Origin of the sequence: Pantoea sp. BL1 (genome assembly GCF_000963985.1) — a bacterium.
GTDB lineage: Bacteria > Pseudomonadota > Gammaproteobacteria > Enterobacterales > Enterobacteriaceae > Pantoea > Pantoea rwandensis_B.
The window spans coordinates 1-24,414 of sequence record NZ_JZRH01000023.1 but is presented as its reverse complement, the minus strand read 5'-3'; the positions used below and the strand labels follow the sequence as shown (position 1 = coordinate 24,414).

Below are 24,414 nucleotides of genomic sequence, written 5' to 3'. Positions count from 1 at the left end.
CTGGAAAATAACCACCCTTGGACTACCTTTAAATGGCAAGGCGAACTCGCCTTCAAAAATGCCAACTTTTAGCGCACGGCTCTCAAAGAGCCATTTCCCTGGACCCGATACAGGAATCGTATTGGGTCTTTTTTTATTCTATTGATTTTTATGATTAAAATTGTATTTTAACCCAGATTTTCCGAAATTTGTCCGAAATCTTTATATCCGAATCAAACTCCTACCCAGCAATAATCCTTACCTAATCTTTGCGCAAAATACCCGCAATTCCCCCAGCTAATTCGCCAATCGCGCCACGCTTCACGTTCTACATTTCCTCTCAGCCACACGCCAACCCTGCCGGCCAAAACGAGAGTCTTGCGATGTTAAAACCTGCTGTGCTGTTTACCGCGATGCTGCTGCTCAGCGGCTGCGCATTGAAGCAATACCCGCAATCACCCAAAGTCAGTGATGAAGAAGCGCAAACCTACAACTGCGCGGCACTGGATCAGGAGATCGCGAAATCCCACAGCGTCCAGCAGCAAATCGACAAAACCGGCGAGTTTGATGCGCTCACGGTGATTGGTTTTATCGGCGATTTTGGTATTGGCAACGGTATCGCCAAGGCCAGCGCCAACCAGCATGCGACTGCGCGGTTGAATCAGCTGGAACAATTAAAAACGGTGCGTTGCGGGCATCCAACGGCGTAATAGAACCATGCCAGCACGAAAGATGCGGACATTAAACAGCAGCCAGATAGCATGAAAAATGGTATAAGAGTGCGCACTGTTTGTATTGCCGATTAATAAGGATCCTTCATGGCAAATGCGCAATATCTTCTCTGGGTAATGATTGGCACCTTAACGCTGCTGAGTCTCTTTATTGGTGTTGTCGTCGGAAGGACGAAAACCCCGCGTGTAGGCTTTGCGACCTTCGCCGGATTGTGGGTATTCTTCTTGCTGGCGATATTCTTCCTCTCGCGCTAGAGAACACCGTTTGCCACACGGCTTGTGTGGCAAATCAGTTGGTTAAGCAGTGTGGTGTAAAGCGGCACGATGCTGAGCAATTAGCGTGTCAGCCAGGTAACGATCTTCTTCATGTTGCGACACGTAATATTCATATGGGTCGCGCACGCCAAGGCTATCAATATAATCCAGGTGAGCTTGTTTAACTTCCCGATTAATATATTGCACCACCTCTAATCCCAATTCATCCGCATAGACTGGCGCTTTGCTTTTAATGTCGCGAATCAAGTCCGCGTTATTTTGCATGAAAAGCTCCAGATCGATTTTGTAATAGTCTTTCATTGCTCACTCCTTAAGAAAATACTGTCCTTTAAGTCTGGCACACGCTGTTAATGGCGTGTGGCTTAAGATGCCAGCCACGCCGCGACGCCGCCGTGACGCGAGCAGGTGCCGCGATGATGGGTGCTAAAACTGTATGAACCATCGCGGCAACGGGCCGTTGCGCCTTCGGGTACGTCATTATTTTGCGTATGCGCGGGACGATGGATCGACTGTCCTTCGCTGTTGATGTAACTGCCTTGCTCGATCAGTTCAACGTGCCTTTTGGCGTGTGTGGGCATGCTGACCAGCAACAGCATCAGTGTGATTGCAGAAAGCCTCTTCATGATCTCTTTGCTGTGGAAAGGGGGTAGGAGGATATCGGCAGCAAGGATAAAAGCTTAAATCACCATCACTAATGTAAGCGAAGCGTAAAAATTAATAATGAGAATGATAGTTAATATCATTTAACTTGTTCGGAATTGTCTGGATTGATAGAGTAGCCGCCGTCCTGCACAGAGCTAACGCCTTTAATGAGCGCCGGAGATAAGCGCCGGACGGGACTTTCATCAGGGCTGCAGGACGCGGCCGCTGTTGAAACTTCTGAGATGACAAAATCCTTCAGCCCACAAACAGCAGATGCACCAATCGCGCCAGCGATTCCAGCAGCAACAGGCTGCCGAGAAATATAAACACCAGTACACCGATAAATTGTTTACGGCTGCTCACGCTGCTCCCTCCCCTGGCTTCATCTCACCGGACTATACTTTATGCCGGGTTCACTAAACTTCCAGTCAACCGGGGAAGATTACATGTTTTACCAGACGGTGAGTGCCAAAACGTGGCGTAACATTTGGGTGGTGGGTGATTTGCATGGTTGCCGCGCTCAGCTGGATTCGCAACTAATTCTGCATGACTTCGATAAAGAGCGAGACCTGCTGCTCTCAGTGGGGGATTTAATCGATCGCGGGCCCGACAGCCCCGGCTGCTTGCAACTATTACAGGAGCCATGGTTTCGCTGCGTGCGTGGTAATCACGAACAGATGGCATTGTCGGCACTGGAAGGCCAGGACCCGATGCTGTGGATGATGAACGGCGGTGACTGGTTCTGGCAGTTAAAAGGCGCGGATTTAATTGCGGCACGTCATGCGCTTAAACGCTGTGCCGATCTCCCGCTGATTTTGCATCTGGAGTTAGCCGATCGCGTGGTGGTGATCGCCCATGCCGACTATCCCGCCAGCCATTATGAATTGGGTCAGGACGTGGACTGGCATCAGGTAGTGTGGAGCCGCGATCGTCTCGGCCGCCATCATCGTGGCGCTTCCGCCAGTATTGACGGTGCGAGCGATTTCTATTTCGGCCACACGCCGCTGGAACAGCCGCTCAATGTGGCGAACCAGCATTACATCGACACCGGAGCAGTATTCGGTAATCGCTTAACGCTGGTTCAGCTGCAGTAGACTTAACGGAACAAACGCCCGTCGCGCACCAGTTCGCGTGGGTAGCTGTTTTTGATGCGGTTACTGACTTTCTTGGCTAAACCCAATGGCTGTTGCTGATAGGTGACGATTACTTCATCGCGAGCCGGAGCGGTTTCAGGGTGAATATCCTGGCCGCGATACCAGCTTTCTGCTTCCATTTCCGTCAATTCGAAATCCAGTGCGCTGCCAGGTTGCGTAAGGGCAACCACGGCTTCATGCTGCCAGCGAAAGCCTTTCGGGAAGGTTTCTGCCAGCTTCAATCCAATGCGTGAGAACCGTACTCTGCCGAGCCAGTTTTCCAGCGCAGCCGGGAACAGCCACAGTTCTTTATCACGCTGCCACAGCGAGTGATGCTCATCCCACTCGATACCCACCTTAGCTGCCGCCTGTTGCACTTCAGCAACCAGCTTGCGGCTGGCCGGCGAGAAGGGCAATTTACCCACTTTATAGGTGGGCGCGGGCAGCGCCGGGATGCTGGCGGTTTTGCGCAGGCGTGCGACAAAGAAGCCTTCACTGTCGAAAATTTGTGGGAAGACATGCAGGAAGCCTTCCGGCGTCAATGCACGCTCGGCACCGACAAACAGGTCGCCCAAAGGCACGATTTCGACCGCATCGGGATAGCGCTGCTGCAACCAAGCGATGACCTGTTGGTTCTCAATCTGGTTCAGCGTGCAGGTGGAGTAGATCAACGTGCCGCCAGGTTGTAATGCATGGAATGCACTGTCGATCAGGTCACGCTGGGTTGCGGCAATCTCTTCAGTGCTGGCCAGTGTCCAGTTACGCAGGGCGTCGGCATCTTTACGTACCACACCTTCGCCGGAGCAGGGCGCATCCAGCAGGATGGCATCAAACTGCTCAGGTAGGGCGGCACCAAACACACGACCATCAAAGTGCGTCAGCGCCACATTGCTGACGCCACAGCGGCTGATATTGGCATGCAACACTTTTACGCGGCTGGCTGAATATTCATTGGCGAGGATCGCACCTTCGTTGCGCATCAACGCTGCCATTTGCGTGGTTTTGGAACCGGGTGCCGCAGCGACATCCATCACCTTACGTGCTTCCGGCGCGGCATCAAATAACGCGGTCACCGGCAGCATAGAACTGGCTTCCTGAATGTAGAACAAACCACTCAGGTGCTCAGCCACACTGCCCAGCGGCAATGTCTCATCTTCCCGCTCGATCCAGAATCCTTCGGCGCACCAGGGAACCGGCGTTAAGCGCCAGCCATAGTGCGCGGTGCGTGCTAAAAACGCCTCCACGCTGATTTTCAACGTATTGACGCGCAGGCTGCGGCGCAGGGGTTGTTGGCTAATCGCCAGGAAGCGCTGCAGTTCATTTTCGTCAGCCAGGCTGGTGCGCATCAGCGCAAGGAAATCTTCAGGAAAGCGATCGGACACGGACATTTACCGGGGTATCAAATTTAGCGCGAAGTGTAACACGTGCAAATAAAACGGGCAGCCCGCAGGCTGCCCGATTGCTTAATTGGGATCCGGAATCGCCGTTCCCCAACTGCGCCACTCTTTCGGCGCTTCATCCTGTAGCAGGAAGTGTTTATTAGCACCGGCCTGTGGCGCCAGCGGCACCGTCGGCGGTGTGGCAAATTGAATGCCGCCACGAATGAACTGCTGGAAGGTGCCGGTTTTCACTACGCCACCAATCAGACCGAAGTCGAGGTTATAGCCAGACGCCAGCCAGAACACGGAGTTATTACGCACCAGATGCTGATACTTCTTGCTGATGCGCAGCGCGATCTGTACGCGATCCGCCATGTTGCCCAGCGAGGTACCGGTTACCGTACCCACTTCCACCCCACGGAACAGCACCGGGGTACCCAACGACAGCGAACCGGCTTCGGTAGCATCAACATAAATGTTGAGTCCGTTGAGGTAACGCGAATCGGTGATGGTACTCTCCTGCAACTCAAAGGTACGTGCCTGAGCCCCTTTGCCGGGATCGACATTGAGGTAAGGCTGCAGCAAGGTCTCCAGATGATTAACACCCGCTGGCGAAATTTCCGGTGAGACCACTGAGAAGCGACTGCCGATACGCGCAAAGTCCTGCACATACTCGGGATAAAGCACCGCTTTCGCCACCACCTGATTGTTGTCTTTACTCAATGCCAGTGATTCGACCTGGCCGACATTAATGCCGAGGTAACGAATCGGCATGCCCGCGGCCAGCTTGCTGGCATCAAAGGTATGCAAGGTGATCTGGCTGCCGACTGCACGCGCAGCCGTTTCAGAGGCATACAGTACGCGTTTCACGCCTTTCGCTGCTTGCGCACCAGTGAGGTTATCGAAGCTGATCGCGCCTTTCAGCGCACGGTTAAGCGGCGAAGCCTGCACGGTTAAACCGCTGCCGTTGAGTTGTACTTTCGCACCACCTTCGGCCCAGAATACGCTCTCGCTGGTCAGCAGCTTGCGGTATTGCGGCTCAATGTGGATGGAAATCTCAAAGGCATCGGCGCGCGGCACCACATCCACCACTTCACCCACCTGGAATTTACGATACAGCACTACTGAACCGGCCTGCACATCTGGCAAGCTGTTGGCGGTCAGTTTCAGTGTGGTTGGCGGCTGGTCACCAATAATGCCTTCCTGCGCACGCTCAGCATCGGCATATAAAGGATAACGGGCGGAAGGATTGCCTTTCGCACCCGGCACCAGACGTATGCCACCGTCTACCCATTCACGGGCACTGGCACCCAGCACCTGCATCCCGTCGAGACCAAACTTCACGTCGAGACGGCTATTCACGATGAATTTGCTGTCCGCGTGCACCAGATGGCGATATTCCGGATTGATGGCTACCGCAAAGCTAATGCCATTCTCATCCAGTTGGCGCGAAATGACCTGCCCAATCTTCATGCCGTACAGCATCACCGGCTGGCCGCCATCAATACCGTAGGTTTCCGGCGCGCTGAGTTTTACTGTCAGAACATCCGGTTTTTGCAGCAGGGTTTCACTGGCAGGCAGCACGGTAAAGTGATCCTGCGCGGGACCTTCGCCTGGCACCAGTTCGAAGGTGTTACCGGTCAGCAAGCTGCTGAGATTGGTGTCGGTCAGGCTCAGCTTTGGCGCACGCATTTCAATGCGGGTACCGCTGCGCATCAGGCTGGTTACCGAAGGATCCACGGTGAGTTCGCCGGTGACTTTGCCGCCCGGCAACAGATTGAGTTTGGTTAAGGTACCGACTTCCAGACCCTGGTACATCAGTGGCGTGCTATTCGCTTTGAGGTTATCGCCGCTCGGTAAATCCAGACTGATCTGCACACCACGCTGGCTGCGTGCCAAATCAGGGTAGAGCTGATAGTTTTCGTCGCTGTTGGCCTGCTGACCTTCTACTGGAGAATCAAAGGCAATCGCCCCATTTACCAGCGCGGCCAGGCTCTCCAGCTTCACTTTAGCACCGCTCAGACTGACGTCAGCGTCTACTCCGGACACGTTCCAGAAGCGGCTCTGCTTTTTCACCAGATTGACGAAACGACGTTCAATCAGTACGTCGACCGTGACGCCATCAGTATTACCGTTGATGCTGTAGTCATAGACGCGTCCCACCGGGATTTTGCGGTAGTAGACCAGCGAACCGGTGTTCAGCGAACCCAAATCGGGAGAGTGCAGATGGATCAGCAACTCGCCGGTGTTGACGCGATACTTGGGTTGCGTGTCCAGCGCGGTAAAGTGCTCACGCGGATTGCCGCCGCCAGGCATCATGCCAATATAGTTACCGCCCACCAGCGCATCCAATCCTGAAACGCCCGCCAGTGAGGCTTTTGGCGTCACCAGCCAGAACTGTGTATTGTCCTTCAGCGCATCGCGCATATCGCTCTTGATACTGGCCTTGATCTGGATGCTGCGATAATCATCGCTCAGCACAATACCTTGCACGGTACCCACTTCCACGCCCTGATAGCGAATCGGCGTACGGCCTGGCACGATGCCATCCGCGGTCTGGAAGTTGATGGTGATAGTGGTACCGCGTTCCTGATAGTTGGTCCATAGCAGCCAGCCAGCAATCAGCAGGGCGATAATGGGCAATAACCAGAACGGCGAAACCTTGCGTTTGTTACGCAGGTTGGCGCTAGTCGGTGTAGTCGGCGTTTCCTGTTGCATGTGCATCCCAGATCAGGCGGCTATCAAGCCACTCTACAGCCATAATGGTCAGGATGACTGCCGCACCGAAATAGAAAGCGGCAGGTCCCATGGTAAAAGCCAGCAGTTGATCGCGATTCACCAATGACATGGTGACCGCAATCACGAACAGATCCAGCATTGACCAGCGCCCCACCCAGGTGATGGCACGCAGCAGTCGAATGCGGGTTTTTAAGCCCTGTTCACACTTAAAATGGATGCTGACCAGCAACGTCAGCATCACTAACACTTTGGTAAACGGCACCAGAATACTGGCGATAAACACCACCGCCGCCACCGGAATGTTGCCGGAAGCCAGGCCCAGAATACCGGAGAAGATCGTATCTTCACGGCGCGCGCCATTGACGTAAACCACTGAAATCGGCAGCAGGTTAGCGGGGATCAACAGCACAATCGAAGCGATCAGCGCGGCCCAGGATTTCTGCAAACTGTGGCGACGACGGAAGTCGAGCGGGGTGTGACAACGTGTACAACGTCCGCGATCGTCCGGCACACCGGTTTGATGGCAGTTCAGACACACCTGCCACTGTTCAGGGGGGGACGTCGGCAAAGCCTGCGGATAATAGTGTTCCCACAGCTCTTCCACGTTAAGGTGAATCAGCGTCAGCAGGCTCAGCACCGTCAGCGCGATATAGGCCACCAGACCGTAGCCCACTTCCAGCGCGGCATAATCCTGCACCTTAATAGAGGCGACCGCCACACCGACCAGATAGATATCCAGCATCACCCACTCTTTGAGCTTCTCCAGCATCAGCAACACCGGACGCAGGTTCATCCCAATGGCGTTGCCGATCCATAAATAGCAGATGCCAGCGACTAAGGTTACCGGTGCACCAATGGTACAAAACGCCACCATTGAGGCCGTCAGCACGTTGCCCTGCTGCGCCATCTGGATAACGCCTTCCACCAGGCTAGCGTTGATGCGCATGCCAAGCAGGCGAATATCCACCAAAGGCAGGCTGAAGGCGAAGGGCATCAACACGATCATGGTCACGGCCATCACGGTGAGTCGCGTCATTGACCAATCGCGGCCGCTTTGAATTTTTGCATAACAGCGCGGGCAATGCGCCGACTGATGCGATTTCACATCCGGTAAGGAAAAAAGGGTATCGCATTGCGGACAACGCTGATAACGTGCGTGGGGCAACGTCTGGCTGATAGCGTGAATTTTCATAGGTGACGCAAGTGGCCCATCGTTCGTTACGTTTACCGGCATGCTGTTCAGAGCATTCTGACTGCAATAGGGAGTGGTACAAGAATAGTCTTAACCACCGACTGCTAAGGGTATAGTAACTAACACAATGATTCACCTGATGGGGCTGGATTATTAGTGCTTATTTTAACAACTGAGTGACAACAAGCTCACGACAGTGACGAGTTATGGTTAAAAAATGAACAAAAAAGCCTTTTACGAGGATTTAAATCGCGATGTCCGTGCACTGTTAGCGGGCGAAACCTCTTTCCTGGCAGCACTGGGTAATTGCAGTGCGCTGTTGTTTGAACGCCTGGAAGGCGTGAACTGGGCAGGATTCTACTTGCTCACCGAGCCGAATACGCTGGTGCTGGGCCCGTTCCAGGGAAAAATTGCCTGCGTACGCATTCCGGTGGGCAAAGGGGTTTGTGGCACAGCGATTGCAGAGGATAAAGTACAGCTCGTTGAGGATGTGCACGCGTTCCCTGGTCATATCGCGTGTGATGCGGCCAGCAACGCTGAAATCGTGATTCCTCTGAAAGTGAATGGCACCGTTGTCGGTGTGCTAGACATTGATAGTACGGTTTATTCTCGCTTTGATAGTGAGGATGAAGCGGGGCTGGTGGCCCTTACCGACGGGCTTTGTGAAGTGCTGGCGGGCAGTGACATCGAAAAATTTATTCAACTGTCACGCAGCTAATCGACTGGATCACATAGCATTTGGCGATGTTGTCATTATAATGTCGCCTGTTCATGCCTGCTCTGGTCGGCAAACCCGTAGTAATCAGGAAATTTCATGGAAAATCAACCTAAGTTGAATAGCAGTAAAGAAGTGATCGCCTTTTTGGCGGAACGTTTTCCGCAATGTTTTAGCGCCGAAGGTGAAGCGCGTCCGCTTAAAATCGGTATCTTCCAGGATCTGGTTGAGCGCGTTCAGGGTGAAAACAGCCTGAGCAAGACGCAACTGCGTTCAGCCTTGCGTCTTTATACCTCAAGCTGGCGTTACCTGTACGGCATTAAAGCGGGTGCAATCCGTGTTGATCTCGATGGCAACGCCTGTGGCGTGCTGGACGAACAACACGTTGAACATGCGCGCAAGCAGCTGGAAGAAGCCAAAGCGCGCGTTCAGGCGCAGCGCGATCAGCAAAAAGCGAAGAGACGCGAAGCCGGTGAAGAGACCGCTGAACGTCGTCCTCGTAAATCTGCTCCTCGCAAAGCGGCTGAAGGCGAAGCACCACGCAAGCCTCGTCCACAGGCACCGCGTGCCGCATCAGCAGAACGTACTGCTGCACCGCGCCCACCGCGAGCTAAACCTGTCACTGATACCTCAACTTTGCAACCCGGCCAGAACATCAAAGTTAAAGCAGGCAAAAGTGCAATGGACGCCACCATTCTTGAAATCACCAAGGATGGCGTTCGGGTGCAGCTCGCTTCCGGCATGGCAATGATTGTGCGCGCAGAACACTTGCAGTTCTGAAACGGAGGCTGACCTCGGCATGAACAACATTTTAAAGATCGGTATGATCGCGGGCCTGCTGTTAGCAGGCCCCACCTTTGGCGCAGATAACATTACCCGCGCCGACCAGATTCCACAGTTACATGAAGACCCGCAGCATCCTACCGTCAGTGAACGCGTCACTTCGCGTTTCACCCGTTCTCACTATCGCCAGTTCGATCTGAATCAGGATTTCTCTGCGAAAATTTTTGATCGCTACCTGAATCTGCTCGACTACAACCATAACGTGTTGTTGGCTTCAGACATCGCGCAATACGCCGATAAGAAAACCACGTTGGGTGATGAACTGCGCAGCGGTAAGCTGGATGTGTTCTACGATCTCTACAATCTGGCGCAGAAACGCCGCTTCGAGCGCTATCAATATGCGCTGAGCGTGCTGAATCGCCCGATGAATTTCACCGGCAATGACACCATTGACATTGACCGTGCAAAATCACCCTGGCCGAAAAACAGCGATGAGCTGAACGCGCTGTGGGATGCCAAAGTCAAATATGACGAGCTGAGCCTGAAATTGGCCGGCAAAGATGACAAAGAGATTCGTGAAACGCTGACTAAGCGTTACAACTTTGCCATTCGTCGCCTGGCGCAGAGCAACAGTGAAGATGTGTTCCAGCTGGCGATGACTGCCTTTGCGCACGAAATCGACCCGCACACCAACTATCTGTCGCCACGCAATACCGAACAGTTCAATACCGAAATGAGCCTGTCTCTTGAAGGTATTGGTGCCGTGCTGCAGATGGACGATGATTACACGGTCATCAACTCCATGGTGGCCGGTGGACCGGCTGCGAAGAGCAAATCCATCAGCGTGGGCGACCGTATTGTCGGTGTTGCTCAGCCAGGCAAGCCAATGGAAGATGTGATTGGTTGGCGTCTGGATGATGTGGTGTCCAAAATCAAAGGACCGAAAGGCAGTAAAGTACGCCTGGAAATCCTGCCTGCTGGCAAAGGCACCAAAACCCGCACCGTGACACTGACGCGTGAAAAGATCCGTCTGGAAGATCGCGCAGTGAAAGGCACCGTACATAACGTCGGTAAAGAGAAAGTTGGCGTACTGGATATTCCAGGTTTCTACGTTGGCCTGACTGATGATGTGAAAGTACAGCTGCAAAAACTGCAGAAGCAGAACGTTGACAGCATCGTGATCGATCTGCGTACCAACGGCGGCGGTGCTCTCACCGAAGCGGTATCACTGTCTGGTCTGTTTATTCCAAGTGGCCCAGTGGTGCAGGTACGTGACAATAATGGTCGCGTGCGCCAGGACAGTGATAACGACGGTATCGTTTATTACAAAGGTCCGCTGGTGGTGCTGGTCGATCGTTTCAGTGCTTCCGCATCTGAAATCTTTGCCGCTGCGATGCAGGATTACGGCCGTGCGCTGATTGTTGGTGAACCGACCTTTGGTAAAGGCACCGTCCAGCAGTACCGTTCGCTGAACCGCATCTATGATCAGATGCTGCGCCCTGAATGGCCAGCGTTGGGCTCAGTGCAATATACCATCCAGAAGTTCTATCGCATCAACGGTGGCAGTACTCAGCGTAAAGGCGTGACGCCAGATCTGCTGATGCCAACCGGCGTAGAAGCGGCGGAAACCGGTGAGAAGTTTGAGGACAACGCGCTGCCATGGGATAGCGTGAATGCCGCGACTTACACCAAAACCGGTGACATCACCGCGCTGGTACCGCAGCTGACCAAAGAGCACGCCGATCGTATCGCTAAAGATCGCGAGTTCCAGTACATCATGAAAGATATTGCGCGCTTTGACGCGATGAAGGACAAACGCAATATCGTGTCGCTCAATCTTGCTCAACGTGAGAAAGAGAACCACGAAGATGATGCACTGCGTCTGGAACGCATTAACGCGCGCTATCAGGCGGAAGGCAAAGCCCCGCTGAAGAGCATTGAAGATTTGCCGAAAGACTACAAAGAGCCAGACCCGTATCTGGACGAAACCGTGAAAATTGCCAATGACATGGCGCAGCTGGAGAAAACCCAGCCTGCTGCCGAAGGCGCGAAGTAAATTTTCACTGAATAAAAGCACCGCTCCGGCGGTGTTTTTTTTTGCACCAAAGGTATTGTTCATTGTGGCTAATGGGCAGATTTGCGTACATCATTACCAAATGTAAAGTTATGTCTTTTTAGACACTTAAAGATTAAGGTTGCTTGAAAACCTGCGCAATGGACATAGGATGTATATCCGCGCATGAGCGCGAGCACAACTGAGGAAGATTAACGTTTATGATGCGTATTGCGCTTTTCCTGGTCACCAACCTGGCGGTGATGTTGGTATTCGGACTGATTCTGAGTCTGACAGGAATTCAGTCAAGCAGTGTTCAGGGTCTGATGATTATGGCAGGTCTGTTTGGCTTTGGCGGTGCGTTTGTTTCACTGCTGATGTCTAAATGGATGGCGTTGCGCTCCGTCGGCGGTGAAGTGATTCAACAACCCCGCAACGAGACAGAACGCTGGCTGATGGATACCGTCAGTCGCCAGGCTCAACAGTCCGGCATTGCGATGCCGCAAGTGGCGATCTATCACGCGCCAGACATTAACGCCTTTGCGACCGGTGCACGTCGTGACGCCTCACTGGTTGCGGTCTCAACCGGCTTGCTGCAGAACATGAGCCGTGATGAAGCGGAAGCGGTACTGGCGCACGAAATCGCCCACATCGCTAACGGTGACATGATCACCATGACGCTGATTCAGGGTGTGGTGAACACCTTCGTGATCTTCATTTCGCGTATTATCGCGCAGGTGGCATCGGGCTTCCTGTCGGGGAACCGTGACGGTGAAGAGAGCAGCAACGGTAACCCGCTGGTCTATTTTGCGGTCGCGACCGTGCTGGAACTGGTGTTCGGCATTCTCGCCAGCATCATCACCATGTGGTTCTCACGTCACCGTGAATTCCACGCGGATGCGGGTTCAGCCAAACTGGTGGGCCGCGAGAAGATGATTGCCGCTCTGCAGCGTTTGAAAACCAGCTACGAGCCGCAGGAGCCAAGCAGCATGATGGCATTCTGCATTAACGGCAAAAGCAAATCGTTGAGCGAATTGTTTATGTCGCATCCGCCGCTCGATAAGCGTATCGAAGCGCTGCGTAACGGTGACTATCTGAAATAATGGTTTGGCTGTTGCAATAAACAAAGGTGCCCAATTGGGCACCTTTGTTGTTTTATGACTTCACCGTCTGACTCGATTGCGTCATCCGCGACATACTGACGACGGCTGCCACCGTGGCGAAGCTCCCCGCTAAAACCAGTGATGCATGTGTTCCGCTGTCGTTAAATAGATTGAACATCAAGGCAACCAGTGCGGCACCGCTGCTCTGACCGACCAAACGCGCCGTCCCTAACATACCGCTGGCGCCACCGCTACGATGGCGCGGGGCAGAGGAGATAATCGTGTGATTATTCGGAGACTGGAACAGGCCAAAGCCCGCACCGCACAGCATCATTCGCCAGATAATATCAATATCAGTGGGTTGTGTCGGCAGCAGTGCCAGTAAGAACAGACCCGCCGCAAACATCGCCAGCCCAAGGCCACCCAATAATCCCGCATGGACTTTCTCAATCAAGCGGCCGGCAATCGGTGCCAGCACCATGGTCGCCAGCGGCCAGGGTGTGAGCAGCAACCCGGTCGCCACTTCATCCCGTCCCAGCACGTTTTGCAGGAAGAATGGCAGCGAAACCATTGCCAGCATCTGCGCACAGAACGAGCAAATAGAAGTGCACATCGACAACGAAAAAATGGGGATACGCAGCAAATCCACCGGCAGCAGCGGAACAGGCATCGCCAACTGGCGACGAACGAACACCACGCCCACCAACACCAGTGCTACGACTTCCGCCAGAATGAGCCAGTGATCCTGCCCCTGTGAGAACCCGCTGAGGGCCGATATGAGCAGGCCAAAGAACAGGGCGTTCATGATGGCGCTGGGAATATCAAACTTCTGCTGTTTGGCTTTCTGCGTGTTATCCGGCAGAAAACGCAGCGCTAGCCACAATGCCACAATGCCCAGCGGCACGTTGATCAGGAATAACCATTTCCAGCTGGCGATGGAGAGAATCGCGGCAGCCACCGTTGGGCCCGCAGCGCTCGATACCGCGACGATAAGCGAGTTAATCGCCATACCGCGGCCGAGAAAACGCTGCGGATAGATAATACGAATCAGCGCTGTGTTCACACTCATCAGTGCCGCACCGCCAAAACCCTGCAGGATACGCGCCACGGTAAGCATATTGAGTGAAGAGGAGAGGGCGCAGAACAGTGAAGTGGCGATAAACAACGCCAGCCCTACCTGATAAACACGGCGATAACCCAGCATATCGCCGAGAAAGGAGAGCGACAGTAACGAGATAACAATGGCGATTTGGTAGGCGTTAACAATCCAGATTGATTCCGCCGGACTGGCATTCAGTTCGCGCGCAATGGTGGGTAACGCGACGTTAGCAATAGCTCCATCCAGCACTGCCATCATGATGCCTAACGCAATAGTGATAATCGCGCCGTACCGCTGCGGAACAGGTAATCCATCCTGAGAGACTGTAGGGGACATAAATGAAATAAATGAAGGAAGTGAATATCATCATGCTAATCAATTTTGTGACGGAAAGCACCGCATTCATTGACAAAAAATTACGAAGGAATGTGTCGCTGAGTGCCAGTCGTTGCCGCCGTTGGGCTGAAACGCATATACTGGCGCTTCTGTTCCGTTTTTTTTGAAACACCGTCAAAAAAGGATACGCGCAATGGCGAGCAGTGATAACGATAAACAGCCAGACTCCGTCTCTTCGGTAATGAAAGTGTTCGGCATTTTGCAGGCGTTAGGCGAAGATCGTGATCATGGTATCACCGAACTGTCGCAACGCGTGATGATGTCAAAAAGCACGGTTTACCGCTTTCTGCAAACCATGAAATCATTGGGTTACGTGGCGCAGGAAGGGGAAAGTGAAAAATATTCGCTGACGCTCAAGCTGTTTGAATTGGGTGCCAAGGCACTACAAAACGTCGATCTGATTCGTAGTGCCGATGTCGAAATGCGAGAACTGTCGCGTTTGACCAAAGAAACTATCCATCTGGGTGCGCTGGAAGAAGACAGCATTGTCTATATCCATAAAATCGATTCACTGTATAACCTGCGCATGTACTCGCGCATCGGGCGTCGTAACCCGTTGCACACCACCGCCATCGGTAAAGTATTGCTGGCGTGGCGCGATCGCACTGAAGTTCAGGAGCTCCTGAGCGAAGTTGAATTTCGTCGCAGCACCGCAAACACCATCGTCAGTGCAGAAGCGTTGCTTGAGGTATTAGATCAAGTAAAAGTGCAGGGCTTCGGTGAAGATAACGAAGAGCAGGAAGAGGGCTTACGCTGTATTGCTGTGCCGGTTTTCGACCGCTTCGGCGTGGTGATTGCTGGATTGAGCATCTCGTTCCCGACAATCCGATTCTCTGAAGAAGCAAAAAACGAATATGTGGCGATGCTGCATCGTGCTGCGCGCAATATTTCTGATCAGTTGGGTTACCACAACTACCCATTCTGAATAGCAGAACGGGCTGTCTCCAGCCCGTTTGAATCACTAATTATCTACCACTTCGCCGCTTTTCTTCAGCAGTGGACAATCGGTAACACCCACGATACCGCTGTCGGTATGCAGATATTGCGCGGTGATCATGCCGCGTGCAGTGAGATAGCTACACTGTAAGCCTAGTCCTGCGGCGTTTTTGTTGCTTCCGGTGAGTACGCCATAGCCGGTGAACAGCATCCCTAACCAGACCACTGCCACCACGATTATCGCCCGAATGAATAGTTTCATTTTATCTCCTTGTGATACACAACGCAGCTATCCTGAAGTCGCTGCGATTTCTATAGTAGCAGCATGACCCGTCCTGCTCATGAAATCGATCAGAGATAACTGAAAGCCATCAAGATGCGGGATAATCTGCTTTCCACCGGCAACCATTATCTTTTCCGCACACAACGAGTAGAATCAGCGGCGGTGTAAGTGTTTTATGTTTGACAATAGAGGCAGTTATGAACGAGTTAGCCGCAAATACCAGTCCGCTGTTCAGTTATGGTGTACTGGCCATCATTATTGTTGTGGCCTTGATAGCCTGGTTCTTCGTTAACCGGGCCAGCATGCGCGCCAGTGAACAGATTCGTTTGCTGGAAGCACTGCTGGAAGAGCAGAAAAAACAGAATGCATTGTTGCGCCGCCTGGCGGATGCTCAACCTGCCACAGCAAAACAGCAGGAGGAAGAAGACGCCGTAGAACAGCGCGACTTCATCCGTATGATTCCAGAACGTTAAACACATGATGGAGCAGTAATGGCCTGGCAAAATCCCTGGTACGACGCAACGCTGGCGCATCACACGCCAGAAGGTTTCCGCAACCCGGAACCGGAAGTGCGCCAGCCAGGGGATTTGCAGCGCTGGCGGCGGGAGCGCAAAGCGGACCATTTGCCGCTGCCGCCTCAGGCCGGTTATCCGGCATTTATTGCGCGCTGGTACCAGGAAAGCGATCTGAGTGGTGATGACGATCGCATCTGGTGGTTAGGTCATGCCGCTGTGTTGATGCGGCTCAATCGCCGCTATATTCTCATCGACCCGGCACTCTCTGCGCGTGCTTCACCGCTGCCGTTTGCTGGACCACAGCGTAAAACACCCGCTCCGCTCCATATTGCACAGTTGCCACATCTCGACGTGGTACTGATTTCGCACAATCACTACGACCATCTTGATCGGCCTACGGTAAAGCGCATCGCACGTCATTTCCCGGATGCGCAATTTGTTGTGCCGCTGGGGATGGGAACCTGGTGCCGCAAACGTGGCGTGCGTCATGTCACCGAACGCGACTGGTGGCAATCCATTGATATCGCAGGAGTGACGTTGACTGCCGTACCCGCGCGACACTGGAGCATGCGAACTTTCTGGGATCGCAATCGTTCACTGTGGTGTGGCTTGGTGGTGCGAAACCAGAGTGTGAATTTTTGGTTTTCAGGTGACAGTGGCTATAGCGAAAACCTGTTAGAAATTGCAGAACGTCTCGGGCCCTTTAATCTTGCCGCGTTGCCCATTGGCGCTTATGCACCAAAATGGTTCATGCGCGGTCAACATATGGACCCCGATCAGGCGGTGCGTTTATGGCAGGCGATAGGGCGTCCGTTAACGCTGCCGATCCACTGGGGTGTGTTTGAGCTGGCGGATGATCCCTTAGATGAACCCCCTGCCGCTTTGGCGCAAGCAATGCAATCCGCTGGAGAATTGGACTCACGCTTTATGCCATGGAGAATAGGCACCAGCCGAAGCCTGCAGAATAACGATTCAGATGTGTCCTAAGCCCGATTTGTTAAATCAAGTGTCACAGTGCGTTTTTTTAACATTTAATTGTAGCGTCGTTAGTTAAAAATAAGATAACCGCCAAAACGAGCGTGCATATATTTGGGGCAAGAGCGCTTATATTTTCCTGATTTTGGTGCAAAACAATTAATGACTTGTACTTAATAACTCTGGCTGTACAAGTTTTGCACAGTGCACGGATGTTGCATTCCACGTTAATTTTTTGGCGAAATATTTTATCAATGCCATATTAATGCAATACTTTTTGCGTACCCTTGACCGCTTTAATTGTGCTGGTTTAAGTTGCGTCGCTACGCTTGACTAATGTAAGTACTGGCGCTAACTACTCTGACATATAACATTTTTTTGTGCAGTTATTCCGTCATCTGTCAATATGCTAATGGCAGAAGAGTGCAGAGCAACGGCCAATTATGTGCGTCATGTCGATCACCGTTTAAAAATGGCTTGCCATTAATTTGCGGATATGTGATAACGACTCTTGGGTCAAACGAGGTACAGTTCTGTTTATGTATGGCATCTTCAGTAAAGAAGTTACGAGTAAAGACGTTGACGTTGAATTCCGCTTCCTTGCCGAACCTTAAATTAGTGCCTCATTCAGTAACGTCTCTGGTTTATCTGTAAGACTGCCTTCGGGCAATATAAACAATCAAAGGAATTTGCAAAAATGGCAAAGATTAAAGGTCAGGTTAAGTGGTTCAACGAGTCTAAAGGTTTTGGTTTCATTACTCCTGCTGACGGCAGCAAAGACGTGTTCGTACACTTCTCTGCAATCCAGGGTAACGGCTTCAAAACTCTGGCTGAAGGCCAGGCTGTTGAGTTCGAAATTCAGGACGGCCAGAAAGGTCCAGCTGCAGTAAACGTAACTGCTATCTGATTTCGTTTTCAGACTCGGTGCCATGCGCCGCTGACACGAATTGTAAAGCCCTGGTCTCTGACCGGGGCTTTTCTTTTATCCTTTCTGTTGCCAGACGATCAGGGTAAACTGCGCGCGAATCGTGAACCCGGAGTTGTCTATGTCTTTGATTTGCCCACTTTGCCAGCAACATTTGCACCAGCAAGCTAACAGCTTCCGCTGCGATGCCGGTCACCAATTCGATCAGGCGAAAGAAGGGTACGTCAATTTGTTGCCGGTGCAGCATAAAGGCTCAAAGGAACCGGGTGACAGTGCGGAAATGCTGCTGGCACGCCGTGTATTTCTTGATGCCGGACACTATCAACCCTTGCGCGATTCGGTGGCGCAACATCTGGCGCAGCGCCTGAATGGCAAGGCTGCTCAGGTATTGGATATTGGCTGTGGTGAAGGTTATTACACTGCAACAATGGCGCAAGCGCTTCCACAAGCACAGTTGTTTGGCCTTGATGTGGCAAAAGCGGCGATTCGCATGGCGGCTAAACGCTATCGTGCGGTGAAATTATGTGTCGCCTCCAGTCAGCGTTTACCCTTCGCCGACGCATCGCTGGATGGCATTGTGCGCATTTACGCTCCTTGCAACGAAGCGGAATTGAGTCGCGTCGTCAAAGCGGGCGGCTATCTACTGACGGTGACACCGGGCCCACATCATCTGCAGCAGTTCAAAGCGCTGATTTATCGCGAAGTGCAGCTGCACGCGGCAGAAGAAAAGGCTTACGAAGGTTTCAGGCAGGTCGAGCAACACAACCTGCGTTATGAGATGACGTTAAATGGGGCCGAAGCGGTGAGCTTGCTGCAGATGACGCCTTTTGCCTGGCGTGCGCGTGAAGAAGTCTGGCAGACACTGGCGGCAGCCGATACCTTTAGCTGCGACGCCGACTTTATGCTGACGCTATGGCAGCGCGCTTAACGCGCTTCCACCAGCGTATTGTAGATACGTTCCAGATCGTCGAGCTGTTGCACTGCAATCAGCAGGCGACGCTGTTCCAGCTGCATGACTAAAATGCCATCCTCAGACAAGTTCATACTTTGAATGCGACGATAGTCGATCCACACGCTGCCGAAGAACAGTCCCTCGGTCTTCATCAACAATTTCGGCGTGCGTAGCCAGAATAGCCAGATCGCCATAAAGCACAACACCATCAGCAGCGTGGTGGTGAGTTGCGGGCCATGGTTGCTGACGTTATTCCACAGCAGAATCAGCAGTAACACGATAAAAATGCCGCTGTCGATTTTATGGCGACGACGCAGCGCGACACGCAGTTTGGTCGGCCCTTTACGCCGCGGCAGGATAGCGTCATCGTAAATCGCGAACAGGGCGAAGGCGATGATCAGCAGGGTAATCAGAGCGTCAGTCAGTGACATTACATTTTCTTCCTCAACCGAATTTACCTCAACGTTAGCGCTCAGGTAACCTCGCTTAAAAAGGCCGGGAGCCAAAGCCCCCGGCGAAATGATTACAGACCGAGCAGGCCGATCCAGTAACCAAAGATACCCAGGGCAAAGAAGCCCACGATAATCCACAGTGCGTTAACTTTACGGCGCAGCAGCCACATACAGCCGAAGGTCAGCAGCAGCGGGATTAAGCCCGGCATCAGCTGATCGAGGATCGATTGAACGGTCGTCACGGTAGTTTTGCCGGTGTGATCGGTAATGCGCGACACCACAAGCGGCACGTTCACGTGTGTCCACTTGTTGACCAGCGCCCCCATGACAAACAGGCCGAGAATCGACGCCCCCTCCGTAAGCTTTTGCAGGAAGCCGCCACCCATGTCGCTGACGATATCCACGCCTTTGCGATAACCATACGCCACACCGTAATAACGCGTCAGCATACGCACGGCGTTAAACAGAATGAAGAACAGCAGGGGACCGAGCAGGCTGCCGCTCATCGCGATACCGGCACCGAGTGCAGCAAACACCGGGCGAACGGTACCCCAGAAGATCGGATCACCAACCCCCGCCAGCGGTCCCATCAGGCCGACTTTAATACCGTTAATTGCGGCATCATCAATCGCCGCGCCGTTAGCACGCTGCTCTTCCATCGCCATGGTAACGCCCAGCACAGGTGCAGCCACATATGGATGGGTGTTGAAGAACTCCAGGTGACGTTTAATGGCCTGTTTACGATCGTCGTTGTTCTCAGGATAGAGGCGACGAATCACCGGTACCATCGAGAAGCAGAAGCCCAGCGCCTGCATACGTTCAAAGTTCCATGAACCCTGAAACAGGTTAGAGCGGATGAACACACCACGGACGTCGCTCGGGGTGAGTTTCTTTTGCGTGTTAGTTGTATCAACCATGATTTCACCTGTTCCTAGTCGAGTTCGTTGTCGAGGTCATTGTGTGCAGGACCGGCAGCGGCCGCGCCTGCTGTACGGTTATATTTCGGCGCCAGCTGGATATACAGCACCGCCATGACCACACCAATCACGCCCAGAGCAACCAGGTTGAAGTTGGTGAAGGCCGCCGTCACAAAGCCCAGATAGAAGAACGGCATCAGGTAGCCTGCGCGCATCATGTTGATGACCATCGCGTAACCCACGACGACGATCATGCCACCGGCGATGTTCAGACCGTTGGTGACCACTTCTGGAATCGAGCTCAACAGTTCCTGTACCACGCTGGTACCCACTGAAATCGCCACGATCAGGGCTGGAATGGCAATACGCATCGCCTGCAATACCAGTGCAGAGACGTGAATCCAGCTGATGGCGCTCAGATTGCCTTTCTCGGCGGCCTTATCGGCAGCGTGCTGGAAGGCAACGGTGATGGTACGGACGATGATGGTCAGCACCTGACCGGCTGCCGCCAGTGGAATCGCCAGCGCGATACCCGCACCAACACTTTGGCCACCTGCGATGACCAGAATGGTCGAAATGATGGAGGCCAGTGCCGCATCGGGTGCAACCGCCGCACCGATGTTCATCCAGCCCAGCGCGATCATTTCCAGGGTACCACCGATGATGATACCGGTTTTCATGTCACCCAGAACCGCACCAATCAAGGTACAGGCCACCAGTGGACGGTGGAACTGGAACTCATCAAGAATCGATCCCATCCCGGCAATACAAGCCACAATAAATATCAGGATGATTTGTAGCGTGGTTATTTCCATTGCTTTTCTCCTCAGCAAGGTCTCAAGTATTCGCCCGCCAGCGCAGGCAAAAGCGAACTACTGATTGACCTTGGCAATCAGGTCCATCATTTTCAGTCTTGGGTCGTTTGAAACTTTACGCACTTCCAACTCGATACCGCGTTCATTCAGTTTACGGAAGGCTTCAATGTCCTTCTGATCGACCGAAACGGCGTTGTTGACCTGGGTTTTACCCTGTTTGAATGCCATGCCGCCGATGTTGACCGACTTGATATCCACGCCTTGTTCAACAATCCGTTCTACATCGGTAGGATTGGTAAACAGCAGCATCACGCGGTCACGACCGTATTTCGGGTTGTTCCACACGCGGATCATTTTGGCGATGTCTACCACGTGGGCGGTTACGCCCGGCGGTGCCACCTGGGTCAGCAGCGTTTTACGCACATGATCGTTGGCGACTTCATCGCTAACGACAATGATGCGCGTGACGTTGGTCTCTTTGGTCCAGCGGGTTGCCACCTGGCCGTGAATTAAACGGTCATCGATACGGGCCAGACCGATCTTCATGTGCTCGCCTGGCGCCAAAGGCTTTTGCGGTTGCGCCGGGGCTTTTGCGGCAACCGGTGCTGCAGCTTCCGGGGTAGGGGTTTCGGTCTTCAGGGCTTTAACGCCTTCGCGACCGGCTTCCACGGCAATGTGAATCAATTCCTCAAAGGACGGGTTGTCATCGCGCCCCATCAGGGTTTCCACCAGCATCGGGATATTCACCCCGGCGATGACATCATAATCCGGCTTATCCACCACAATGCGGCTGGCCGCGTTGAATGGACTGCCGCCCCAGGTATCCACCAGGAACAGCACGCCTTTCGACGTGTCGAGTTCTGCCAGTCTCGCCTGATACTTTTCGATTAGCGTTTCTGCATTTTCGCCGGGCACGAAATCAATCCATCCGACATTTTCCTGCTCACCCAACAACATTTCTGCTGTTTTAAGCAACTGTTCTGCCGCCCAGCCATGTGTACCAATTACAATAGCAATGGTCACTTGCTACCTCCGTTCGCATGAGAGATTCTCTGGCATTGCCGGGAATCATTGAGAATTACCGTTGTTGATTCAGGTGGATCGTTTGGGTCTAAGATGAAGAGTCGCATCAATAAATATTCCGAAACTGTCCGCTGCACAGCAGTAAGGTCGCGATTTATTTTAGTGTGCGAAAAAATAATTTATGTGATGTTTGTCAGCTATTTCGAGCGTAACGCTGCAAAATTGCATTTATGTTCACTATTCCTGCGTTTGTGCAGTTGTTTGTAAATGTAATAAAATTTTTTGACGTTGTTGATGTAACTGATACATTAGCGTTCTGTTTAATATTCAGGAGTATCGGGCTTCAGCTCACCTATATGGACCGTCACCGACGTCGCTCAACATGTTCTCAGCGCTTTCTGGCGCACACTACAACGCTCTTCAGCGTGACCTCATTTGCTAACGATCTCTCGTCTCGCTTCACAGCGCAGGCTCAATCTCGTTCGCCCCTCTATGTTGTAAGGAGTCATTGATGGAATTTCTCTTCGACCCCTCAATTTGGGCGGGTTTGCTAACGCTGATCGTGCTGGAGATCGTTCTCGGCATCGACAACCTGGTGTTCATCGCTATCCTTGCCGACAAGTTGCCACCGAAACAGCGTGATAAAGCGCGTCTGATTGGTTTATCCCTTGCCCTGGTGATGCGATTAGGCCTGCTGTCGCTGATTTCCTGGATCGTGACATTGACGCGACCCCTATTCAGCGTAGGCGATTTCAGTTTTTCCGGGCGAGATTTAATTCTGTTGTTCGGTGGTTTGTTCCTGTTATTCAAAGGAACCATGGAACTGCATGAGCGGCTGGAAAACCGCGGCATGGAACATCAGGGCAACAAAGGTTATGCCAGCTTCTGGGCCGTGGTGATCCAGATTGTGGTGCTGGACGCGGTATTCTCGCTCGATGCGGTGATTACCGCAGTAGGTATGGTGAACCATCTGCCGGTAATGATGACGGCCGTGGTGATCGCCATGGGTGTGATGCTATTGGCTTCGAAGCCGTTGACCAATTTCGTCAATGCCCATCCGACGGTCGTGGTGCTTTGCTTAAGCTTCCTGCTGATGATTGGTTTGTCATTGGTGGCGGAAGGCTTTGGTTTCCACATTCCGAAAGGCTATCTGTACGCCGCAATTGGCTTCTCGATTGTTATTGAGCTGTTCAACCAAATTGCGCGCCGTAACTTTATTCGCCACCAGGAACATCGGCCGATGCGTGAACGCACCGCCGAAGCGATTTTGCGCCTGATGGGTGGTCGCCAGCGTCATCAGCCGGTGACCACAGAAGAAGCTTCGCTGACGCAGGCGATGCCACAGGAAGCATTTAAAGACGAAGAGCGTTATATGATCAACGGCGTGTTGACGCTGTCACAGCGCTCAATTCGCAGCATCATGACGCCACGCGGAAACATTTCATGGGTGGATGCCGAACGTCCAGTGGATGAAATTCGTATTCAGCTGCTCGACACGCCGCACAGTTTGTTCCCGGTGTGCCGAGGTGAGTTGGATGAGATCATCGGTGTGGTACGTGCCAAAGAACTGCTGGTGGCGCTTGAGCATGGTATGGACGTGGCGACGTTTGCTGCTACCACTCCGGCCATCGTGGTGCCTGAAACGTTGGATCCGATCAACCTGCTGGGCGTACTGCGCCGCGCTAAAGGCAGCTTTGTCATCGTCACCAACGAATTTGGTGTGGTGCAAGGTTTGATTACCCCACTGGACGTGCTGGAAGCGATTGCCGGTGAGTTCCCGGATGAAGATGAAACGCCCGATATTATCGCGGATGGTGATGGCTGGTTAGTGAAGGGCGGTACCGATCTGCATTCACTGCAGCAGTTGCTTGACCACCATGAGCTGGTTGACAGGGAAGAGGATCATGCCTCGCTGGCGGGTCTGTTGATTGCCCAGAAAGGCCAACTGCCGCAGCCTGGTGAGATCATCGACCTGCCGCCGCTGCACTTCCAAATCATTGAGGCTACCGATTATCGTATCGACCTGGTGCGCGTAACTAAAGATAAGCCGCATGAAGACAAAGAGCATGAGGCGTAAGCGCTAAGTTAATTGTCACCGAAAAGGCCGACATCCATGATGTCGGCCTTTTTTATTCCTATGTTTCGCAATGAATGACGCTGACACCTTTCACACTCACACTGAGGAGTAGGTAATGGACGAGTATGTTAAACGCATAACGCGATTGATCCATTCCAGGTTCAACATTGTGCAGACCGCAAAAATGCCACATGAAGCCGGTAAAGGGGGATGAGGAGTAAAGCGTACGCCGCAGGGATGCGGCGTCCGAGGCTACAGGGATGTATTCACGCCGTCTTTACGGAACATCCCCCTTTACCGGCTGGAACGCACCCTCAGACACAG

General features: G+C 52.8%; 25 protein-coding genes. 14 read left to right on the top strand and 11 right to left on the bottom strand.

The features are described from left to right. Positions 1 to 362: 362 nt before the first annotated feature. Both VH86_RS13025 and VH86_RS25905 read left to right on the top strand, forming a co-directional pair. Positions 363 to 689 (top strand): hypothetical protein, encoded by a 327-nt coding sequence (locus VH86_RS13025; protein WP_045833094.1) that lies wholly within the window; start codon positions 363 to 365, stop codon positions 687 to 689. A 108-nt stretch (positions 690 to 797) separates the two neighbouring features. Further along, entirely contained in the window at positions 798 to 965 is a 168-nt protein-coding gene (locus VH86_RS25905; protein ID WP_167540447.1) for a hypothetical protein, read from the top strand. Between the two features lie 42 nt (positions 966 to 1,007). Here VH86_RS25905 and VH86_RS13020 read toward each other — a convergent pair whose 3' ends face one another. Together VH86_RS13020 and VH86_RS13015 are read right to left on the bottom strand one after the other, a co-directional pair. Beyond that, a complete protein-coding gene (locus tag VH86_RS13020; protein ID WP_045816055.1) occupies positions 1,008 to 1,286 on the bottom strand; it encodes a hypothetical protein in 279 nt (92 codons plus the stop codon). Between the two features lie 62 nt (positions 1,287 to 1,348). After that, entirely contained in the window at positions 1,349 to 1,609 is a 261-nt protein-coding gene (locus VH86_RS13015) for a DUF3761 domain-containing protein (protein WP_052696604.1), read from the bottom strand. A 465-nt stretch (positions 1,610 to 2,074) separates the two neighbouring features. On the opposite strand from VH86_RS13015, the gene VH86_RS13010 reads away from it, so the two are divergent. Beyond that, a complete protein-coding gene (locus VH86_RS13010; protein ID WP_034828689.1) occupies positions 2,075 to 2,722 on the top strand; it encodes a metallophosphoesterase in 648 nt (215 codons plus the stop codon). A gap of 2 nt (positions 2,723 to 2,724) precedes the next feature. Here VH86_RS13010 and rsmF read toward each other — a convergent pair whose 3' ends face one another. The 3 genes from rsmF to yebS form a co-directional block, all read right to left on the bottom strand. Then, positions 2,725 to 4,149: a 16S rRNA (cytosine(1407)-C(5))-methyltransferase RsmF gene (gene rsmF / locus VH86_RS13005; RefSeq protein WP_045833093.1), complete on the bottom strand. Its 1,425-nt coding sequence runs from the start codon at positions 4,147 to 4,149 to the stop codon at positions 2,725 to 2,727. Between the two features lie 75 nt (positions 4,150 to 4,224). After that, positions 4,225 to 6,858 (bottom strand): PqiB family protein, encoded by a 2,634-nt coding sequence (locus tag VH86_RS13000; protein ID WP_045833092.1) that lies wholly within the window; start codon positions 6,856 to 6,858, stop codon positions 4,225 to 4,227. Then, positions 6,827 to 8,071 (bottom strand): membrane integrity lipid transport subunit YebS, encoded by a 1,245-nt coding sequence (yebS, locus tag VH86_RS12995; RefSeq protein ID WP_045833091.1) that lies wholly within the window; start codon positions 8,069 to 8,071, stop codon positions 6,827 to 6,829. Before yebS ends, VH86_RS13000 begins: the two co-directional genes overlap by 32 nt. Positions 8,072 to 8,288: 217 nt before the next feature. Here yebS and VH86_RS12990 point away from each other — a divergent pair, with 217 nt between their 5' ends. The 4 genes from VH86_RS12990 (at position 8,289) to htpX (ending at position 12,725) form a co-directional block, all read left to right on the top strand. Next, entirely contained in the window at positions 8,289 to 8,789 is a 501-nt protein-coding gene (locus tag VH86_RS12990) for a GAF domain-containing protein (RefSeq protein ID WP_038646557.1), read from the top strand. Between the two features lie 96 nt (positions 8,790 to 8,885). Next, positions 8,886 to 9,566, top strand: coding sequence for an RNA chaperone ProQ (proQ, locus tag VH86_RS12985; RefSeq protein ID WP_045833090.1), 681 nt, complete (start codon positions 8,886 to 8,888; stop codon positions 9,564 to 9,566). A 19-nt stretch (positions 9,567 to 9,585) separates the two neighbouring features. Next, positions 9,586 to 11,625, top strand: a complete 2,040-nt coding sequence (gene prc, locus VH86_RS12980; RefSeq protein WP_034828701.1) for a carboxy terminal-processing peptidase — start codon at positions 9,586 to 9,588, stop codon at positions 11,623 to 11,625. Positions 11,626 to 11,843: 218 nt separating this feature from the next. After that, positions 11,844 to 12,725 carry a protease HtpX gene (gene htpX, locus VH86_RS12975; protein ID WP_038646563.1) on the top strand — a complete coding sequence of 294 codons (882 nt, stop codon included), beginning with the start codon at positions 11,844 to 11,846 and terminating at the stop codon, positions 12,723 to 12,725. Between the two features lie 52 nt (positions 12,726 to 12,777). Here the strand turns inward: htpX and VH86_RS12970 are convergent, their stop codons facing one another. Next, positions 12,778 to 14,160: an MFS transporter gene (locus tag VH86_RS12970; RefSeq protein WP_045833089.1), complete on the bottom strand. Its 1,383-nt coding sequence runs from the start codon at positions 14,158 to 14,160 to the stop codon at positions 12,778 to 12,780. Positions 14,161 to 14,353: 193 nt separating this feature from the next. Between VH86_RS12970 and kdgR the strand changes: the two genes are divergently transcribed. Then, positions 14,354 to 15,145, top strand: coding sequence for a DNA-binding transcriptional regulator KdgR (gene kdgR, locus VH86_RS12965; protein WP_045816061.1), 792 nt, complete (start codon positions 14,354 to 14,356; stop codon positions 15,143 to 15,145). Positions 15,146 to 15,181: 36 nt separating this feature from the next. On the opposite strand, the gene VH86_RS12960 is transcribed toward kdgR, so the two are convergent. Beyond that, a complete protein-coding gene (locus VH86_RS12960; RefSeq protein ID WP_034828706.1) occupies positions 15,182 to 15,418 on the bottom strand; it encodes a YobH family protein in 237 nt (78 codons plus the stop codon). Positions 15,419 to 15,636: 218 nt separating this feature from the next. Between VH86_RS12960 and VH86_RS12955 the strand changes: the two genes are divergently transcribed. The 5 genes from VH86_RS12955 (at position 15,637) to rlmA (ending at position 18,782) form a co-directional block, all read left to right on the top strand. Then, on the top strand, positions 15,637 to 15,912 hold the full coding sequence (locus VH86_RS12955; protein ID WP_034828707.1) for a YebO family protein: 276 nt from the start codon (positions 15,637 to 15,639) through the stop codon (positions 15,910 to 15,912). Positions 15,913 to 15,930: 18 nt separating this feature from the next. Then, the gene (locus VH86_RS12950) at positions 15,931 to 16,941 is read left to right on the top strand and encodes an MBL fold metallo-hydrolase (protein ID WP_045833088.1); all 1,011 of its coding nucleotides are present in this window, start codon (positions 15,931 to 15,933) and stop codon (positions 16,939 to 16,941) included. Positions 16,942 to 17,468: 527 nt separating this feature from the next. After that, complete coding sequence (locus VH86_RS25750; protein ID WP_128599124.1) at positions 17,469 to 17,543, top strand: DUF2627 domain-containing protein; 75 nt, start codon at positions 17,469 to 17,471, stop codon at positions 17,541 to 17,543. An 83-nt stretch (positions 17,544 to 17,626) separates the two neighbouring features. Next, on the top strand, positions 17,627 to 17,836 hold the full coding sequence (gene cspE / locus VH86_RS12945) for a transcription antiterminator/RNA stability regulator CspE (RefSeq protein ID WP_034828712.1): 210 nt from the start codon (positions 17,627 to 17,629) through the stop codon (positions 17,834 to 17,836). 139 nt (positions 17,837 to 17,975) lie between these two features. Continuing rightward, positions 17,976 to 18,782, top strand: a complete 807-nt coding sequence (gene rlmA, locus VH86_RS12940) for a 23S rRNA (guanine(745)-N(1))-methyltransferase (protein ID WP_045833087.1) — start codon at positions 17,976 to 17,978, stop codon at positions 18,780 to 18,782. Here the strand turns inward: rlmA and VH86_RS12935 are convergent. The 4 genes from VH86_RS12935 to manX form a co-directional block, all read right to left on the bottom strand. Continuing rightward, on the bottom strand, positions 18,779 to 19,237 hold the full coding sequence (locus tag VH86_RS12935) for a DUF986 family protein (protein WP_045833086.1): 459 nt from the start codon (positions 19,235 to 19,237) through the stop codon (positions 18,779 to 18,781). The genes rlmA and VH86_RS12935 overlap by 4 nt on opposite strands. A 92-nt stretch (positions 19,238 to 19,329) precedes the next feature. Then, the gene (locus VH86_RS12930) at positions 19,330 to 20,175 is read right to left on the bottom strand and encodes a PTS mannose transporter subunit IID (RefSeq protein WP_038646579.1); all 846 of its coding nucleotides are present in this window, start codon (positions 20,173 to 20,175) and stop codon (positions 19,330 to 19,332) included. A 14-nt stretch (positions 20,176 to 20,189) separates the two neighbouring features. Next, the gene (locus VH86_RS12925) at positions 20,190 to 20,990 is read right to left on the bottom strand and encodes a PTS mannose/fructose/sorbose transporter subunit IIC (RefSeq protein WP_034828717.1); all 801 of its coding nucleotides are present in this window, start codon (positions 20,988 to 20,990) and stop codon (positions 20,190 to 20,192) included. A gap of 57 nt (positions 20,991 to 21,047) precedes the next feature. After that, positions 21,048 to 22,013, bottom strand: coding sequence for a PTS mannose transporter subunit IIAB (gene manX, locus VH86_RS12920; protein ID WP_038646581.1), 966 nt, complete (start codon positions 22,011 to 22,013; stop codon positions 21,048 to 21,050). A 511-nt stretch (positions 22,014 to 22,524) separates the two neighbouring features. Between manX and VH86_RS12915 the strand changes: the two genes are divergently transcribed. After that, a complete protein-coding gene (locus VH86_RS12915; RefSeq protein ID WP_045833085.1) occupies positions 22,525 to 24,090 on the top strand; it encodes a TerC family protein in 1,566 nt (521 codons plus the stop codon). The last annotated feature ends 324 nt before the right edge of the window (positions 24,091 to 24,414 follow it).